The organism is Microbacterium sp. Bi121 (assembly GCF_918698005.1).
In the GTDB taxonomy this organism is placed as follows: domain Bacteria; phylum Actinomycetota; class Actinomycetes; order Actinomycetales; family Microbacteriaceae; genus Microbacterium.
Window position 1 is genome coordinate 144,373 of the sequence record NZ_CAKKLJ010000005.1, and the last position, 16,600, is coordinate 160,972.

Annotated in this window: 16 protein-coding genes and 1 tRNA gene; 5 read left to right on the top strand and 12 right to left on the bottom strand. The window is 68.1% G+C overall.

Going from position 1 to position 16,600, the window contains the following annotated elements; all coding sequences use genetic code 11:
* The first annotated feature begins 12 nt into the window (after positions 1–12).
* The 3 genes from LQZ87_RS09655 to LQZ87_RS09665 all read left to right on the top strand — a co-directional run bounded on the left by LQZ87_RS09655 (position 13) and on the right by LQZ87_RS09665 (position 2,206).
* Positions 13–942 (top strand): SPFH domain-containing protein, encoded by a 930-nt coding sequence (locus LQZ87_RS09655; protein WP_230103255.1) that lies wholly within the window; start codon positions 13–15, stop codon positions 940–942.
* Complete coding sequence (locus tag LQZ87_RS09660; RefSeq protein ID WP_230103256.1) at positions 939–1,709, top strand: glycerophosphodiester phosphodiesterase family protein; 771 nt, start codon at positions 939–941, stop codon at positions 1,707–1,709. The genes LQZ87_RS09655 and LQZ87_RS09660 overlap by 4 nt, the downstream gene beginning before the upstream one ends.
* Positions 1,710–1,822: 113 nt before the next feature.
* Complete coding sequence (locus tag LQZ87_RS09665; protein WP_230103257.1) at positions 1,823–2,206, top strand: RNA polymerase-binding protein RbpA; 384 nt, start codon at positions 1,823–1,825, stop codon at positions 2,204–2,206.
* 9 nt (positions 2,207–2,215) lie between these two features.
* Here the strand turns inward: LQZ87_RS09665 and lnt are convergent, their stop codons facing one another.
* The 9 genes from lnt to LQZ87_RS09710 all read right to left on the bottom strand — a co-directional run bounded on the left by lnt (position 2,216) and on the right by LQZ87_RS09710 (position 12,005).
* A complete protein-coding gene (gene lnt, locus LQZ87_RS09670) occupies positions 2,216–3,754 on the bottom strand; it encodes an apolipoprotein N-acyltransferase (protein ID WP_230103258.1) in 1,539 nt (512 codons plus the stop codon).
* An 11-nt stretch (positions 3,755–3,765) separates the two neighbouring features.
* Complete coding sequence (locus tag LQZ87_RS09675; RefSeq protein WP_230103259.1) at positions 3,766–6,240, bottom strand: DEAD/DEAH box helicase; 2,475 nt, start codon at positions 6,238–6,240, stop codon at positions 3,766–3,768.
* The gene (gene tatC / locus LQZ87_RS09680) at positions 6,237–6,998 is read right to left on the bottom strand and encodes a twin-arginine translocase subunit TatC (protein ID WP_230103260.1); all 762 of its coding nucleotides are present in this window, start codon (positions 6,996–6,998) and stop codon (positions 6,237–6,239) included. Before tatC ends, LQZ87_RS09675 begins: the two co-directional genes overlap by 4 nt.
* Positions 6,999–7,060: 62 nt before the next feature.
* Complete coding sequence (gene tatA, locus LQZ87_RS09685; protein WP_230103448.1) at positions 7,061–7,324, bottom strand: Sec-independent protein translocase subunit TatA; 264 nt, start codon at positions 7,322–7,324, stop codon at positions 7,061–7,063.
* A 48-nt stretch (positions 7,325–7,372) separates the two neighbouring features.
* Positions 7,373–8,344 (bottom strand): WYL domain-containing protein, encoded by a 972-nt coding sequence (locus LQZ87_RS09690; protein ID WP_230103261.1) that lies wholly within the window; start codon positions 8,342–8,344, stop codon positions 7,373–7,375.
* Entirely contained in the window at positions 8,344–9,327 is a 984-nt protein-coding gene (locus tag LQZ87_RS09695) for a WYL domain-containing protein (protein WP_230103262.1), read from the bottom strand. The genes LQZ87_RS09690 and LQZ87_RS09695 overlap by 1 nt, the downstream gene beginning before the upstream one ends.
* Positions 9,327–10,304, bottom strand: coding sequence for an FKBP-type peptidyl-prolyl cis-trans isomerase (locus tag LQZ87_RS09700; RefSeq protein WP_230103263.1), 978 nt, complete (start codon positions 10,302–10,304; stop codon positions 9,327–9,329). Before LQZ87_RS09700 ends, LQZ87_RS09695 begins: the two co-directional genes overlap by 1 nt.
* Before the next feature lie 10 nt (positions 10,305–10,314).
* The gene (locus LQZ87_RS09705; RefSeq protein WP_230103264.1) at positions 10,315–11,328 is read right to left on the bottom strand and encodes a tRNA (adenine-N1)-methyltransferase; all 1,014 of its coding nucleotides are present in this window, start codon (positions 11,326–11,328) and stop codon (positions 10,315–10,317) included.
* Positions 11,325–12,005 (bottom strand): HAD family phosphatase, encoded by a 681-nt coding sequence (locus LQZ87_RS09710; protein ID WP_290368261.1) that lies wholly within the window; start codon positions 12,003–12,005, stop codon positions 11,325–11,327. Before LQZ87_RS09710 ends, LQZ87_RS09705 begins: the two co-directional genes overlap by 4 nt.
* Positions 12,006–12,097: 92 nt before the next feature.
* Between LQZ87_RS09710 and LQZ87_RS09715 the strand changes: the two genes are divergently transcribed.
* Complete coding sequence (locus tag LQZ87_RS09715) at positions 12,098–12,952, top strand: PAC2 family protein (protein WP_230103265.1); 855 nt, start codon at positions 12,098–12,100, stop codon at positions 12,950–12,952.
* A gap of 6 nt (positions 12,953–12,958) precedes the next feature.
* Here LQZ87_RS09715 and LQZ87_RS09720 read toward each other — a convergent pair whose 3' ends face one another.
* A complete protein-coding gene (locus LQZ87_RS09720; RefSeq protein WP_230103266.1) occupies positions 12,959–13,786 on the bottom strand; it encodes an undecaprenyl-diphosphate phosphatase in 828 nt (275 codons plus the stop codon).
* 30 nt (positions 13,787–13,816) lie between these two features.
* Positions 13,817–15,112: a M20/M25/M40 family metallo-hydrolase gene (locus LQZ87_RS09725; protein WP_230103267.1), complete on the bottom strand. Its 1,296-nt coding sequence runs from the start codon at positions 15,110–15,112 to the stop codon at positions 13,817–13,819.
* 110 nt (positions 15,113–15,222) lie between these two features.
* On the opposite strand from LQZ87_RS09725, the gene LQZ87_RS09730 reads away from it, so the two are divergent.
* Positions 15,223–15,305, top strand: a tRNA-Leu gene (locus LQZ87_RS09730).
* Between the two features lie 53 nt (positions 15,306–15,358).
* On the opposite strand, the gene LQZ87_RS09735 is transcribed toward LQZ87_RS09730, so the two are convergent.
* On the bottom strand, positions 15,359–16,459 hold the full coding sequence (locus LQZ87_RS09735) for a VIT1/CCC1 family protein (protein ID WP_230103268.1): 1,101 nt from the start codon (positions 16,457–16,459) through the stop codon (positions 15,359–15,361).
* Positions 16,460–16,600 lie beyond the last annotated feature (141 nt).

Consider the following 16,600-nt stretch of genomic DNA (forward strand, 5'->3'; position numbering starts at 1 on the left):
CTAGGAGAAGCAGTGGACGACTCATCGTTCATCCCGACAGCGATCGGATGGATCCTCGCGATCGCCGTCATCATCTTCGTGGTGGTGACGGTCGCGCGATCGATCCGCATCATCCCTCAGGCCACGGCGGGCGTCGTCGAGCGCCTCGGGCGCTATCACAAGACCCTCACGCCCGGTCTGAACATCCTGGTGCCCTTCATCGATCGTCTGCGGCCCCTGATCGACATGCGCGAGCAGGTCGTCTCGTTTCCGCCGCAGCCGGTGATCACCGAGGACAACCTCGTCGTCTCGATCGACACGGTCGTCTACTTCCAGGTCACAGACGCCCGCGCCGCCACGTATGAGATCGCAAACTACCTCGGCGCCGTCGAGCAGCTGACGACCACCACGCTCCGCAACGTCGTCGGTGGCCTCAACCTCGAAGAGGCGCTCACGAGCCGCGACAACATCAACGGCCAGCTGCGCGTCGTGCTCGATGAGGCGACCGGCAAGTGGGGCATCCGCGTCGGACGCGTCGAGCTGAAGGCGATCGACCCGCCCCTGTCCATCCAGGACTCGATGGAGAAGCAGATGCGTGCCGAGCGCGACCGTCGCGCAGCGATCCTGACCGCCGAGGGGACCAAGCAGTCCGCGATCCTGGAGGCAGAGGGTGCGCGTCAGGCTGAAATCCTTCGCGCAGAGGGTGACAAGCAGGCAGCCGTCCTCCGCGCTCAGGGTGAGGCGGAGGCGATCCAGAACGTGTTCGCCTCGATCCACCAGGGCGCGCCGGACGACAAGCTCCTCGCGTACCAGTACCTGCAGATGCTCCCCAAGATCGCCGACAGCGAGTCGAGCAAGCTGTGGATCATCCCCAGCGAGCTCACCGAGGCGCTCAAGGGCATCGGCGGGGCGTTCACTCCGCGCCCGGGCGGCCAGCCGCCGGCTGGTACGACGGGCGCGTGACGCACCCGTACTTCGCGAAGGCACGGCATCCGCGGGTTCTCGCACACCGCGGACTGGTATCGCTCGAGGGCACAGGGCCCGTCGTCTGGGAGAACACCGCCGGTGCGTTCGCTACTGCACACGCGGCCGGTGCGGAGTACGTCGAGACGGATTGTCAGGTCACCGCCGACGGCGACATCATCCTCTTCCACGATGACGATCTCGAGCGCCTGGTCGGCGACGCCCGCCGGATCGATCAGGTGCGCACCGCCGAACTCGTGGAGATCTTCGCACCGCACGGTGGCCTGCTGACCGTGGCCGAACTCCTCGAGACGTTCCCGGAGACGCGATTCAACATCGATGTGAAGACGGATGCCGCTGCCGCTCCCCTGGGCCGCATCGTCGCTCCGCACGCGCACCGCGTGCTGCTGACCAGTTTCTCGGACGCGAGGCGCAGGCGGGCGGTCGACGCCGTGATGGATGCCGGTGCGAGCGTGCGACCGGCGACGTCGGCCGGCCGGTCGAGCATGATGCGGGTCAGGCTGCTGACGGCGCTGCGCCTCTCCCCCGCTCGTGTGCTGCGCGAGATCGATGCGCTGCAGATCCCCGAGCGGTACGGGCCCGTACGAGTCCTCACGCCGTCTCTGCTGCGCGCGGCGCATCGGCACGACGTCGAGGTCCACGTGTGGACGGTCAACGATCCGCAGGACATGCGCCGGCTCGTCGACACGGGGATCGACGGCATCGTCACCGACCGCGCCGACGTGGCCATCGAGACCGTCAACTGACGCCCTACCCTCTAGGGCTGGGATTCGACTGTGAATACCCGCGCGATCATTGGTGCGTTGAGCGCGCGCACAGGCGAGAGCGGTATACCTGAGGTCGACGAGAGGACCACAAAATGGCAGATCGCAGCCTGCGCGGCATCCGACTCGGCGCCCAGAGCCTACAGAGCGAAGAGGGCGTCGTTTTCATGGAACGCCGCGAGACCACCTACAAGTGCGACACGTGCGGAAGCACCAGTACCCTGATGTTCGCCGCTGACGCAGAGCCGCCGCAGAAGTGGGAGTGCCGCACGTGCGGTGCCGAAGCCGTGCTCAGCGTCGACGGCAAGACCATCACGCCGGACGCGACGGACGAGAAGATCGCCCGCACCCACTGGGACATGCTGATGGAGCGCCGCACGCGCGCCGAGCTCGAAGAGCTGCTCGAGGAGCGCCTCGCGTTCATCCGCGCACGCCGCGGAGCGGGTGAAGACCCCACTCGGGAGAAGATCGGCGCCTAACGGCCCTGGTCACTTCCCACCACGGGCGCGCCACCACCCGAACAGGAGCGCGCCCAATCCGCCCCACATCAGCACCTGCTGAATCCAGGGGCCGAGGATCACACCAGCGGTGAGGCCGGAGCGAAGCTCGACATCGTCGAGCAGGGCTCCGGCCTCATCTGCGTCCAACGAGGCGATCGTCCGGCCCTCAGGGGTGATCATCTGGCTCGTGCCGACCGTGGAGATGTTGACGACGCTGCGTCCGGTCTCGATGGCGCGCATGCGGGCGAAGGCGAGCTGCTGCAGATTCTCGTCGGTGCCGCGGAAGTCGGCGTTGTTCGTCTGGAACACCAGCACCTGAGCTCCGCCGGTGACGCCCTCGGCGATGACCTGGTCGTAGATCACGTCGAAGCAGATGGCGAGGCCGATCTTCACACCGTCGACATCCATCACGGGTGCGTTGGTTCCGTGAGAGTACTCGCGCCCGATCAACCCGATGAGGTCGGGGACGATCGCGTAGTAGAAATCACGATCGGGCACGTACTCCCCGAAGGGAACGGGGAAGCGCTTGTCGTGCGTCTGCTCCGCGATGCCGGAGGGCTCCCAGAGCATCGACGTGTTGAAGAACTCGTCGCCGCGCGCCGTGGCGGCGTTCGCGAGCAGCGGCGCATCCACCCGGTTGGCGACCAGGGTCATCCGGCGAGCCAGCGCACTGTCCTGGAACGGGTCGCCGCCGAGCCCGCCCTCCGGCCACACGAGCAGATCCATATCCTCGCCGTACAGGGGCTCCGTGGCGTCCGTCTGCGCCTGGACGACCGCGTAGGGCTCCCGATGATCGAAGTACCCCGTGGGGCCGTTGCCCTGCACGGCGCCGATGCGCATGGTGCCGGCATCCGTCGTGGGGAACGCCGGGGTCACGAACAGCAGAGCGATGATCACCACGGGTGCGACGAGTCGCAGCGGACGGCGCCAGAGGCGAAGCCTCACGCTCTCGATCAGCATCGCGACCGCGAACACCATCAGGAAGCTCAGGCCGCTCACGCCGACCCAGGAGGACAGCGTCGCGAGAGGACTCTCGGACTGCGTCATCCCCAGGCGCGCCCAGGGGAACCCGGTGTACGGCCACGAACCGAGGAGCAGCTCTCTGAGCACCCAGAGCGCTCCGACGACGGCAGGGAGCAGCACCAGGCGGCCGGCCGTGCCGGGGAACGCGCGCGGCAGCCAGCGATAGGCCAGCGCGATGAGCGTGACCGCGACAGCCGTGAGCGCGGCCTCGAGTGAGGCGAGCGCCGCCCAGGGGATCACGCCCAGATAGCGCGACGTCCACGACACCAGCAGGAAGAAGAACACGCCTCCGTAGACGAGTCCGACCAGCGCTGCGGCCCAGAACTGTCGCCCGGTCAGAGCCAGAAGCAGGAGCGCGACGGCGGGGAACGCCAGGATCCACGCGTTCGCCGACGGGTATGCGAGATCCATCAGCCACCCGGACAGCGCCGCAGACGCAACGGCGAGCCACAGCGGCAGCAGCGGACGGGGCCGACGCGAGGGCTCGGCAGAGGGCGATGGCATCCGTCTCATTCTCACATCGTCGAATACGCGACGATGCCGCGGCGCACGCCGTCGAGCGCCTGCCTCGCCGTACGAGCCACGGTGAGATCCTCGGCCACGATCGACAGTTGATCGAGCAGGTCGATCGTCTGCTTCGCCCACCGAACGAAGTCGCCGGCCGCCATGTCAGCGTCGACGAGCACACGATCGAGCAGGGCGCCACGAGCCCAGGCGTGCATGGCGCCGGCGAGACCGGCCGCGAGCGGCTCGGACCCTGGCAGGCTGTGCGCCTGCTCCAGGTCATCCAGCTCGGCCCACAGGGCGGTGGTCTTCTCGAACGCCGCACGGAAAGCGCCGCGCGGGAGCCCCCGCTCCCCCGAGTTCGCCTCGTCGCGGCGCGGTTCGTACACGAGGCAGCATGCCATCGCGGCGAGAGAAGGGGCGTCCAACCCCGTCCACAGGCCCTGGCGCAGCGACTCCGCCACGAGCAGGTCGCGCTCGCCGTAGATGCGCCGCATCGTGCGGCCGTCCTCCGTGAGGGCGGTGTCGTCGCCGGTTCCCGTGACGTAGTCGAGCGTGGCGAGCACGTCGACGATCCGGTCGAACACACGAGCCACCGTGCCCGTTCGGTTCTCGATCTGCCGACGGGTGCGATCGGTCTCGCGCTTGAGCTTCCAGTACCGCTCGGCCCAGCGGGCGTGCGCCTCGCGGTCGGGGCACCGATGGCATCCGTGGCGCTGCATCCGGGTGCGCAGGGACTGGATCTTCTTGAGGCGCTTGTCACTGGCGGCCCGCGGCCCGTGGGAGTCCTGCTTGTTCTTCTTCTCGAGATCGCTCAGCTCACGTCGGATGCCGGCGTAATCGAGGAAGTCCCCGTGATCGCAGGTCATCGCCTTGACGTATCCGTTCAGCGACTCCTCCGCCTCGCGGACCTGTCTGGCCAGGCCGACGACCGCGCGGTCGGCTTGGAACTGGGCGAACGACGATTCCAGGACCTGCCTGGCCCTCGGCCGACCGAACATGTCGATGAGGTTCACGGCCATGTTGTACGTCGGACGGAAGCTGGAGTTCAGCGGATACGTGCGCCGGGAGGCGAGAGCGGCGACGGCCTGAGGGTCCATGCCCTCCGTCCACTGCACGACCGCGTGGCCCTCGACGTCGATCCCCCGACGCCCTGCGCGACCCGTCAGCTGGGTGTACTCCCCCGAGGTGATGGCCACGCGCGCTTCGCCGTTGAACTTCTCCATCTTCTCCAGGACCACGGTGCGCGCTGGCATGTTGATGCCGAGCGCCAGAGTCTCGGTGGCGAAGACCACTTTGACGAGCTTGCGACGGTACAGCTCCTCGACGACCTCCTTGAAGGCGGGCAGAAGGCCGGCGTGATGGGATGCCACGCCCCGCTCGAGGTTGTCCACCCATTCGAAGTAGCCGAGGACGCCGAGATCCTCATCCTGCAGGGTGCGCGTGCGCTCCTCGACGAACTCTCGGATCTCGCGCCGTTCCTCCTGCGAAGTCAGGCGGATGCCGGAGCGTCGCACTTGCTGCACAGCTGCGTCGCACCCGACGCGGCTGAAGATGAAGAAGATCGCCGGCAGCAGGTTCGTGCGCTCGAGCAGCTGGATGACGTCCGGGCGGTCCATCCGCTCGATGCGCTGAGCGTTCGATGCACGCACGGGGCGGCGTCCGCCGCGCTGCGGGCGGGGGCTCTGCCTGCCGGCGTGCCGTGAGCTGACGTACGACTGCGCGCGCTTGTTGTTGTCGTACCGTGACCCGGTGAACGACCGGATGCGCATGAGCTCCTGGTTGACGGTCGCCGTGGCGATACCCGCCCGGTCGTCGAACAGCGGCAGCAGATCGTCGCGCACCAGGACGTGCTGCTCGAGCGGCACCGGCCGGATCTCGGAGACGATGACCTCGGTGTCGCCCCGGACGGTGTCGAGCCAGTCGCCGAACTCCTCGGCGTTCGAGACGGTCGCGCTGAGCGAGACGAGCCGCACCGCGGAGGGCAGGTGGATGATGACCTCTTCCCACACGGCGCCGCGGAACCGATCGGCGAGGTAGTGGACCTCGTCCATGATGACGAAGCGGAGGTCGGTGAGAGCCGAGGAGCCGGCGTAGATCATGTTCCGCAGCACCTCGGTCGTCATCACGACGATCCGGGCGTTGCCGTTGATGTTCGTGTCCCCGGTGAGCAGTCCGACGTTCTCCGCGCCGTAGACCTCGACGAGCTCGCGGAACTTCTGGTTCGACAGCGCCTTCATCGGCGTCGTGTAGAACGCCTTGTCACCCGGCGTCTGCATCGCGAGGTGGATCGCGAACTCGCCGACGATGGTCTTGCCTGCGCCGGTGGGTGCGGCGACGAGGACGCTGCGCCCGCGCTCGAGTGCGTGACATCCCTCCACCTGGAAGGGGTCGAGATCGAACTTCTGACGTGCGGCGAACGCGGCGGTGTGCGGGTGCGCAGCGCTGTCTCGAGCGGCGGCGTAGCGCTCGGCCGGTGAGCTCATGCGTCCGCGTCCGGGAGCAGCCCTTCGGCCGCCATCTGCTTCTTCTTGCGACGGTCGAACAGCATCGACAGCCCGGCGGCCGCGAAGAACAGGACCACCAGGATGCCGGCCAGCAGCAGCATGCTGACCACGTCCGCCGCGGGCGTCGCGAGGGCTGCGAACACCGAGGCGATGAGTACGGCGACGCGCCACCCCTTCAGGATCGCGCGACCGGTCATGACGCCGGACAGGTTGAGGGCGACGAGGAAGACCGGCAGGACGAACGAGACGCCCACCACGAGCATGAGCTTGAGGATGAAGTCGAAGTAGAGCTTTCCCTCGTAGAGGTTGTTGGCGCCCTCGGGCGTGAACTCCGCCATGAGCTCGATCACGTGCGGCACGACGAGCGAGCCGACGTAGCAGCCGGCGAAGAAGAGCGGGATGGCTGCGGCCACGAAGCCGATCGTGTACTTGATCTCTTTGCGCGTCAGCCCTGGCATGATGTAGGCCCAGATCTGCCACAGCCAGATGGGAGCCGCGAGGAAGATGCCGATCGAGAACGCCATTCGCATGCGCAGATCGAACGGTGCCGTCACGGAGGAGAACGTGAGGCCGACGATCACCTCAGGATGACGGTCGGCTATCGCCTCCACCGGGGCTGTGATGAAGTCGATGATCGGGTCGGTGACGAAGAACGCCACGATCATCGTGACGACGAGCGCCGCGGCGCAGATCATCAGCCGTCGACGCAGCTCCACGAGGTGGGCGCCGAGCGACATACGGCGTTCATTGCGTGGTCTGTCACTCGCGGCCGACTTCTTGTCGATCGCGGTCACCGTCGTCAGCTGGTCGGGCTGCTGGGGGCGCTGCCGTCTGCCCGCTGCGAAGTGGTGCTGGGCTCAGCAACCGTGGATGCGGCGGTGGTGTCGCCGGCATTCTGCTGCGGTGTGCCGTCCTCTTCCTTCATCGCCTTCATCTCGCCCTTGAAGACACGGGCGGACTGGCCCATGCTCTTCGCGAGTGCCGGCAGCTTCGCCGCACCGAACAGGAGCAGGATGATGAGGACGAGGACGAGCAGGTGCCAACCGGTCAATCCAGCCATGATTCCCTCCCGGGGTTGAAGTCTTCGTGCAGTCTACCCGGGCATCCTTTGTCAGGGGTTCGCGTAGAGCGCGAGTCCGGCTGCAGCCCATTCCCGGGTCGCGGTGCGCGCGATGTCCGGGTCGACGACCTGGAGCTGACCTCCGAACCGAGCCGCGACGCGCTTGATCGCTCGGGAGTCGGACAGCCGGATTCGAACGACGACATCATCGCCGTCCTCCCGTGCGTTGTCTGCTCGGACGTAGTCGCCGAGAAGAGGCACGAGGCGGTGCGGCAGCCGCACGGTGACCTCCGGGTCGTCGCCCTCTCCCCCGAAACCCTCTGGTACGGGCGCATCGGCATGCGTGATCGGAATGTCGGTCAGAACCGGCTCGCTGACCCTGTCGAGGTGGAAGGTGCGCATCGCCTTCCGCAGATGGCACCAGCCCTGCAGATACCACTGACCGTTCGTGATCAGCACCTGAACAGGGTCGACGGTGCGGGTCGTGGGCGCGGCATCCGGCGCCTGATAGCGGAACGACACGGCCACACCGTCGCGGAGCGCGTCCGCGACGGCGTCGCGCACCTCGTCGACCGCGCTCGGAGCGATGACGACATCAGCCGGGGCATTCGCCGCAGCGCGCGCGAGCTTCGCGAGCAGGCCGGCCACCAGCCCCGAGTCGGAGACTGCGGGAACGGATGCCACGAGCTGCAGGCCTGCGAGCAGTGCGGCCGCCTCGCGCGCGGTGAAGCGCGGCACGCGGCGGAGTCCGACGTCGTTCGTGATCTCGATGACGTCCTCTTCATCGAGGAGATCCCAGTTGATGTCGAAGAGCTCGTGCGGCTGCTGCCAGTACCCGCTGTCACCGGGCAGCCCGATGACCGTGAGCTTCTCGACCATGCCCCGCATCTCGGCGGTCGACACGTCGAACTCCCTGGCGGCCTCCTCCAGCGAGACCTGCCCACGCTCAAGCAGGTACGGCACCAGCGTCAGGTAGGCGCGCACCCGATCGGCCGCGAGCGGTGTCTTGGGCTTGTCCGCCATCACTCCCCCGCTCCGTGTGCCGCGACGATGGCAGCGAGTCGCTCGATCACGGCATCCCGCAGCACCGCGGGCTCGACGACACGAACCTCCGGCCCGTACGAGGCCAGCTCGTCGGCGAAGATGTGCAGATCCACGAAGGGCACGCTGAACCCCTGCTTCTCGGCCCGCGCGCGGCGGCCCAGACGCAGGGCCGCCTCCGTGCCCGGCGTGATCTCGACCAGCGCGGAGTTTCGCGCGGCGACCGCGTTGAGACCGGCGAGAGCACGCTCGCCCGCTCCGTCACGGAGCCCGGGGGCGAAGGACGTGCGCGTCACGGTGACATCGCCGACGATGCGGCTGAGCAGGAACGTGCGCTCGTCGTCGGCATCCTGGTCGATTCCATAGACGTGCCAACGGGCTTCGAAGTCCAGCAGGGCCAGGGGTTCGAAGGTCCGCCGGCGCGGCATCGCCTCCCCCGGCTTCAGATAGTCGAACGCGACCACGCGGCAATCCTCGATCGCGGACTGGAGCGGCGCGAAGCTGTTCTCGCGCGGCGTGATCCGCGGGGCGAATCCGATGATCGGCTCGTCGCCGTCGATGCCGAGCGCGCGGATCTTGCGTACGCCGGCCTGTGCGTCGGCTGAGGCGGATTCCGCGCTCCACACGCTGCCGGCGAGCTGCAGGACGGCGAGCTCCGCCGGGCTGAACGAGATGTCCTCCGGGAGGTCGTACTCGGCCTTCGGGATGCGATACCGAGCCTCACGAAGATCGTTCGGGTCGCTGGAGTCACCGATCGTCTCGATCGGGACGCCCAGCGCGCGCAGCTCGTCCTTGTCGCGCTCGAACATCTTCTCGAGCGCGTCCATCCTGACGCCGGTCTCCGCGCGCTGGCGGTAGCCGGACACACTGTCGAGGATCTGCTGCTTGGTGAGCCCGATCTCCGTGGCCATCAGCGCCACGACGAGATTCGTCTGACGCTCCTCCGGGGGGATTCGGGCTGCCATCACTGCTGCGCTGAGGCCGGAGGATCGATGCCGAGGATGTCGACCACGAACACGAGGTCCGCGTTCGGCGGGACGGCTCCGCTGCCCTGTTCGCCGTAGGCGAGCTCGGAGGGAATGACCATGAGCACCTGAGAGCCGACGGTCTGGCCAGCCAGCCCCTGCGTGAAGCCGGGGATGACCGCGGTCATGTCGAACGTCGCAGCGGTTCCGCGGTCCCACGACGAGTCGAAGACGGTGCGGTCGTCCCACGTGACTCCGGTGTAGTTGACGAGGATGCTGTCGTCGTCGGCGACCTTCGCCCCGTCGCCCTTGATGAGGGTCTGCACGGTCAGATCCTTCGGCGCAGCGCTGTCGGGGACGATGATGCCCGGGCGCCCGTCCGGCGCACGGACCACCGTCGGCATGCCGGCGGCGTCGTTGTACTGCAGCGCGCCCTCTGCTCGACTCGGGTAGACCTTGACGACATCGAAGACGGCGACCACCGACTCATCCTCGGCCAGGCCGAAGCCGGTGAGGTTCTGAGGGCCGAAGTCCTCCGGCGTGACGGCGGCTACGACTCGTGAGCCCTCGGTCGCGCACTCGAGCGCCGTGCCGAACGCGGGAACGGTCTGCGCCCAGTAGCCGACGCTCGCGAGCTGCGCCTTCTCGGCGTCGTAGGCCGTGCTGGCGATCGGGTCGCCGGTCTCGCCCGAGAAGAGCGAGAACTCGATGACGGCGCTCTGCCCCGGCGACGTGAGTGCGCGTCCATCGCCGACCACGGCGTCGCCGAACGCGCTGGTGTCCCCGCCGACGGGCGTGAACAGCTCGACGTCGGGCTTCGTGCCGACCTTGCCGGAGAGGTTGGCGAGGTCCTCGATGCCGCTGCCGGCCCCTGCTCGATCGCAGGCGACGCCGTCGTACGCGGGCCCTGCCGTGCAGCCCGTCAGGGCGAGGGCGGCGAGGGCGAGAGTGGCCAGAGCGGCTGAGGTTTTACGCACGCGCTCCAGTCTATTCCGATCGGTGATCGACGTCGCGCGACGCGGCGGCGCGACGTGCACCCTCGGCGGCCTTGGCGGCCTCTCTGGCGCGCTTGCGCAGGTTCTTGTCCGTGATGTCCCGGTCGCCGACGGCGCCGGGGGTCCACAGCTCGACATCCTCGTCGCCGTAGCTCGACTTCGACGCACGACGCTTCACCTCGGGGGCGATCGTCCCCGGAGCGAGCCGCCGCGCCGTGAGCAGGAAGCCGGTGTGCGCGACCATGCGGTGATCGGGGCGCACGGCCAGCCCCTCGACGTGCCAGCCTCTGACCATGGTCTCCGACGCGTCAGGGGCGGTGAAGAGTCCGGTGCCGCGGATGTACTCCGCGACCCGCGAGAGCTGCGTCGCGGTGGCGACGTAGCAGAGCACCACTCCCCCCGGCGTCAGCGCCTCAGCGACGGCATCCATGACCTCCCACGGGGCGAGCATGTCGAGCACGACGCGGTCGACGCTGCCGGCCGGCATGGTCTCCGGAAGAGCGTGCAGCAGGTCGCCGACGACGACTTCCCAGGTGTCGGGCGCCCCGCCGAAGAAGGTCTCGATGTTCGAACGCGCGACCTCGGCGAAGTCATCACGTCGCTCGAATGAGACCAGACGCCCCGCCGGGCCGATGGCGCGCAGCAGCGACAGCGACAGCGCACCGGACCCGACGCCGGCTTCGACGACGGTGGCACCGGGGAATATGTCGGCCTGCATGACGATCTGCGCGGCATCCTTCGGGTAGACGATCGCCGCGCCGCGCGGCATCGACATCGCGAAATCGCGAAGCAGCGGGCGCAGCGCCAGGTACTCGTGCCCTGAGCTGTTCGTCACGACGGACCCGTCGGCCAGGCCGATGAGGTCGCGGTGGAACAGGACGCCGTGATGCGTGTGCATCTCGCCGTCTGCAGCGAGCGTGATCGTGTGCAGCCTGTTCTTGGGCCCGGTCAGCTGCACGCGATCGCCCTCGCGGAAGGGGCCGCTCGGCCGTGCCGTGGTGCTCATCGTCCGACCTCCACGCTCGTGACGGCCGCGTACAGATCGACGATGTCGCCGGCCGTGCGGCCCTCGAGCGTCGGCCAGAGGGCGTGCGCGCCCAGACCGTCCAGCGGGACGATGTGCGGCACGCCGAGGGTCACGGCCCCCGAGGCGATGCCGGCTCGCAGACCGGTGGGCGAGTCCTCGATGACGAGAGCGTCGGCGATGTCGATGTCGAGAAGCCTCGAAGCCTTCAGATACGGCTCGGGGTGCGGCTTGGGATAGTCGACCTCATCACCGGGGACGACGACGTCGAACGCGGGGAAATCGATGAGATCGATGACGCTGCGGGCCATGCGGCCGAGCGACATCGTCACCAGTGCGCTGGGAATCCCCGCGACCTGCAGATCGCGCAGCAGTTCGCGCGCACCAGGGCGGAACGGCACGCCCTGCGTCTCGAGAAGCTCGCGCACGGCGTCCGTGAGGTGCGAGACGATCGCGTCGGCATCCATGTCGACCCCGGCGGCCCGCAGGATCTCGGCGCTCTCGTGAAGCCCGCTTCCGACCAGCTGCAGAGCCTGCTCGTGGCTCCAGGTGCCGCCGAAGGATTCGACCAGCGCCGTCTCCGCTGCCATCCAGTACGGCTCGGTGTCGACCAGTGTTCCATCCATGTCCCAGAGGACTGCCTGCGGCTTGTGAGTCACCTGACCATCGTATCCGGGGCGGTACGCCGCGTCGGCCGAGCGCGGACTAGCCTGGAGGGATAGCCGAAGTCCGTCGTCGAAGGGAGAACCGCATGGATGCACTCGGAGACCGCATCGTCGTGGTGGCCTTCGACGGGTGGAACGACGCCGGCGAGGCCGCCAGTGGCGCGATCGAAGCGCTGCGCGAGAGCGGAGACTACGAGGTCGTCCATTCCGTCGATCCTGAGCTGTACTTCGACTACCAGTACACGCGCCCCTCATCCAAGATGGATGCCTCCGGCAAGCGCGACCTGCGCTGGCCCGAGGCGTCCCTGTGGCGCCCGCGCGGTGACGCAGAGGACGGCGCACCGGAGTTCTGGCTCCTCACCGGCGTCGAACCGGCCAGAACCTGGCAGGCGTTCGCGAACGAGTTCATCGATGTCGCGCTTCGCGATGACATCACCGGGTTCATCTTCCTCGGCGCGATGCTCTCGGATGTGCCGCATACCCGCCCGATCTCGATCTTCGCCGCGAGCTCGAACGAGCAGGTGCGAGAGGCTCTCGGGCTGGAGCGCTCGCTCTACGAGGGGCCGGTCGGCATCCTGAGCGTCATCGAGCACTTCGCGGAGGGAGCGGGCATCCCGACGGCCACACTGTGGGCGAGCGTCCCGCACTACGTCGCCTCGGCGGCTCCGTCTCCGAAGGCCACGCTCGCACTCCTCGACCGGCTCGAAGAGCTCACCGGCGTCGACATGCCCCGCGAGGGGCTCCGAACGGATGCCGCCACGTGGGAGGCCTCTATCGACGCCGCCGCGGCGGACGACGAGGAGATGACCGAGTACATCCACCAGCTGGAGCGCACGCGCGACACCTGGGACTCCCCCGAGGCATCCGGCGACGCCATCGCGCAGGCGTTCGAACGCTACCTGCGTCGCCGCGACGACGGGCCGGGCGACCGCAAACGCTAGCCCGACCTACCCCGCGATCACTCCGGTGCCGAGCAGGATCAGCAGCGTGACGCCGAGCAGGATCCGGTAGATCACGAACGGCAGGAAGCTGTGCTTCGAGATCCAGTTCATGAAGAACGCGATCACGCCGAGAGCGACGACGAATGCGATGCCGGTCGCTGCGACCGTCTCGCCCATCGTGAAGTACTGGTCGGGAGCGTCCCAGCTCTTGAACACCTGGAAGAAACCGCTGCCGAACACGGCCGGGATGGCCAGGAGGAACGCGTAGCGGGCCGCCGCGGCGCGCTCGTAGCCGAGGAAGAGCCCCATGGTGATCGTGCCGCCGGAGCGCGAGACGCCGGGGATCAGGGCCAGCGCCTGCGCGAACCCGTACAGGATGCCGTGCGGGTAGGTGATCTGGTCGAGTCTGCGGCGCTTGGCACCCACGTAGTCGGCGACGCCGAGCAGGATGCCGAACGCGATGAGCATGATCGCGACGATCCACATCGAGCGCAGCACGGTCTCGATCTGATCCTGGAACAGCAGCCCCAGGACGACGATCGGGATGCTGCCGATGATGATCAGCCAGCCCATGCGCGCATCCGGGTCGTTGCGCGGCAGCTTGCCGACGAGCGAGCGGAACCAGTGCCCGATGATCCGGGCGATGTCGCGCCAGAAGAAGACTACGACGGCGGCCTCGGTGCCGATCTGCGTGATCGCGGTGAAGGCCGCCCCCGGGTCCTCTCCGGAGCCGGTGAACGTTCCGACGATCCGCAGATGTGCGCTGGACGAGATGGGGAGGAACTCGGTCAGTCCCTGGATGATGCCGAGGAACAGCGCTTCGAGCAGGTGCATGGAGGGGCCTTCTGAGTAGAGCGAGATGCGTCAGTACGTGCGCAGCAGATCGGTCAGAACGTGCTGACCGAAGACAAGCGATTCTACGGGGACGCGCTCGTCGACCCCGTGGAACATCCCCGTGAAGTCCAGATCCGACGGCAGACGGAGTGGCGCGAAGCCGTAGCCGGTGATGCCGAGCGTCGTGAGAGCCTTGTTGTCGGTGCCCGCTCCGAGCAGGTACGGGATCACGGGCACGCCGGGGTCGTGGCGGCCGAGAGACGCGACCATGGCTTCGACGAGCTCACCCTCGAAGGGCGTCTCCATGCCGATGTCGCGCACGACGGTCTCGATGGCGATGTCGTCGCCGACGATGCGCTGCAGCTCGTCCAGCACGTCGTCCTCCGTCCCGGGGATCACGCGGACGTCGATGAGCGCCTCCGCGCGTTCGGGGATGACGTTGTGCTTGTATCCGGCTGTGAGGACGGTCGGGTTGGTCGTGGTGCGGAACGTCGAGCGCAGGAAGGCCTCAGCAGGGCCGGATGCTGCCGCCAGGGCATCCGGATCGTCGAGCGGGCGTCCGGTGAGGTCGCTCAGCCCCTGCAGCAGTGCGGTCGTCGTGGGGGTGAGCCGGATCGGCCACCGCGTGCGCCCGATGGCGGCGACGGCTTCGGCGAGCTTGATGATCGCGTTGTCCTCGTGCAGGCGGCTGCCGTGGCCGGCGCGCCCCTTGGCGACGAGGCGGATCCAGATGAGCGCCTTCTCCCCCACCTGCAGCAGGTAGGCGCGACGATCGTCGACGGTGATCGAGTAGCCGCCGACCTCGCTGATCGCCTCCGTGGCACCGGCGAACCACTCAGGGCGTTCCTTCACGACCAGAGAGGAGCCCTCCACACCCCCGTTCTCCTCATCGGCGAAGAACGCCAGGACGAGGTCGCGCTCCGGCTGCTCACCCGCGCGCAGGATCTCCGCGACGGACGTGAGGATCATGGCATCCATGTTCTTCATGTCGACGGCGCCGCGGCCCCACAGCATCCCGTCGCGCACGATGCCGGCGAAGGGATCGACACTCCAGTCCTCGGCCATCGCGGGGACGACGTCGAGGTGGCCGTGCACGACCAGTGCCGGCTTGCGGGAATCGCGACCGGGCACTCGGGCCATCACATTCGTGCGCCGAGGGATCGGCTCGTAGTACTCGGTCTGCAGCCCGAGGCTCTCGAGGTGGGCCCCGACGTACTCCGCGGCCTCCCGCTCCCCCTTCGCGTTCCCACCGCCGAAGTTCGACGTGTCGATGCGGATCAGGTCCTGCGCGAGGCGCACGACCTCCGGAAGCTGAGGCTCGGACATGACTCCAGGCTATCGAAGCGCGTGCGGCACGCCCGAGCGGTGCCCTGGTTCGTCCGCTGTCGCGAAACCTGGTAACGTTTCTCTTCGGTCGGCAACGACCTTCACCACCTGCGCGGGTGGCGGAATGGTAGACGCGCTACGTTGAGGTCGTAGTGCCCGTAAGGGCGTGGGGGTTCAAGTCCCCCTCCGCGCACAAACAGAAAAGCCCCCTGATGGGGGCTTTTCTTGTATCCGCTTCGGCTCGTGTCACACGGCGCCCACGCCGAACACCAGGCCGAGGACGTAGGTGACCGCCGCGGCCCCGAAGCCGATCGCCAGCTGACGGATGGCCCGTCGCAGCGGCGGCCCGCCCGAGAGGATGCCGACGGTCGCACCAGTGGCCAGCAGCGCGACGCCGACCAGCAGCAGCGCGACGAGGATCGCCGTGAGCCCCTGCAGCCCGAAGATCCACGGCAGCACCGGAATGATCGCACCGGACGAGAACAGGAAGAAGCTGGACAGGGCAGCTGTCCAGTCGCTTCCCACGATGTCGTGGTCGTTGCCGGCGCCGTGCGCGTGGACGGGCCCAGTAGCGGTGCGTCGCACTCCCTCGTGGGCTGCCGCGATGACCCGACGCGAGCGGGTGAGCGCCTCGGCCTGATCCATGCCTCGCGCCCGATAGACGAGGGCGAGCTCGTTCTCGTCGATATCGAGGTCTCCGGCTGACTGCGCGGCATCCTCGTTGGCCTCGGTCGACGCCAGCAGCTCCCGCTGCGAGCGGACGGAGACGAACTCCCCCGCCCCCATCGAGAGCGCTCCTGCGAGGAGCCCGGCGATGCCGCTGAACAGTACGAAACTCGACGAGACGCCGGTCGCGCCGATGCCGAGGACGAGCGCCAGGTTGCTGACGAGACCGTCGTTGGCACCGAAGACCGCTGCGCGGAATGACCCGGACAGGCGCCGGCGGCCGCGTGCCGCGAGACCGCGGACGACCTCGTAGTGGATCTTCTCGTCTGCGCGCATCGCGGGTGTCGCATACAGCTCGGTGTCGTAGGGCGATCGTGCCTCGGCGCTCTGCGCGAGCACCAGCACGAAGATGGATCCGAATCGGCCGGCCATCCAGCCCAGCAGGCGGGATCGCATACCGGCGCGGGGCAGGCGCTGCGGCTCCTCACCGAGCAGATCGAGCCAGTGCTGCTCGTGACGCCGCTCGGCATCGGCGAGGCTCTGCAGGATCTCCTTCTCCTCGCCTTCCTTGCTGTCGGCGAGCTTCTGGTAGACGAGGCCCTCGGCGCGTTCCTCGACCAGGTAGCGTGCCCAGCGTCTGCGGTCCGCTGCGGTCGGCTCTGCGTGAGCAGGCGCACTCATGAGTCCTCCAAGTCGGGGTGGCGTAGGTGCCGTCGGGCGACATCCACGCTATCTGCGGCGGCACGGCGACCTGCTCGAAAAGCCCGGATTGCCAGCATTTCGGGGCTCCTAAGGGGCTCGAGATTCGCCGGTGCCGGCTGC

Excerpts from the sequence above, each read along its gene's own strand:
- LQZ87_RS09695 (WP_230103262.1), bottom strand. The coding sequence starts at position 9,327 with ATGGCAGCCCGAATCCCCCCGGAGGAGCGTCAGACGAATCTCGTCGTG.
- LQZ87_RS09665 (WP_230103257.1), top strand. The coding sequence starts at position 1,823 with ATGGCAGATCGCAGCCTGCGCGGCATCCGACTCGGCGCCCAGAGCCTA.
- LQZ87_RS09725 (WP_230103267.1), bottom strand. The coding sequence starts at position 15,112 with ATGTCCGAGCCTCAGCTTCCGGAGGTCGTGCGCCTCGCGCAGGACCTG.
- LQZ87_RS09735 (WP_230103268.1), bottom strand. The coding sequence starts at position 16,459 with ATGAGTGCGCCTGCTCACGCAGAGCCGACCGCAGCGGACCGCAGACGC.
- LQZ87_RS09675 (WP_230103259.1), bottom strand. The coding sequence starts at position 6,240 with ATGAGCTCACCGGCCGAGCGCTACGCCGCCGCTCGAGACAGCGCTGCG.
- LQZ87_RS09715 (WP_230103265.1), top strand. The coding sequence starts at position 12,098 with ATGGATGCACTCGGAGACCGCATCGTCGTGGTGGCCTTCGACGGGTGG.
- LQZ87_RS09720 (WP_230103266.1), bottom strand. The coding sequence starts at position 13,786 with ATGCACCTGCTCGAAGCGCTGTTCCTCGGCATCATCCAGGGACTGACC.
- tatC (WP_230103260.1), bottom strand. The coding sequence starts at position 6,998 with ATGTCGCTCGGCGCCCACCTCGTGGAGCTGCGTCGACGGCTGATGATC.
- LQZ87_RS09690 (WP_230103261.1), bottom strand. The coding sequence starts at position 8,344 with ATGGCGGACAAGCCCAAGACACCGCTCGCGGCCGATCGGGTGCGCGCC.
- lnt (WP_230103258.1), bottom strand. The coding sequence starts at position 3,754 with ATGCCATCGCCCTCTGCCGAGCCCTCGCGTCGGCCCCGTCCGCTGCTG.
- LQZ87_RS09705 (WP_230103264.1), bottom strand. The coding sequence starts at position 11,328 with ATGAGCACCACGGCACGGCCGAGCGGCCCCTTCCGCGAGGGCGATCGC.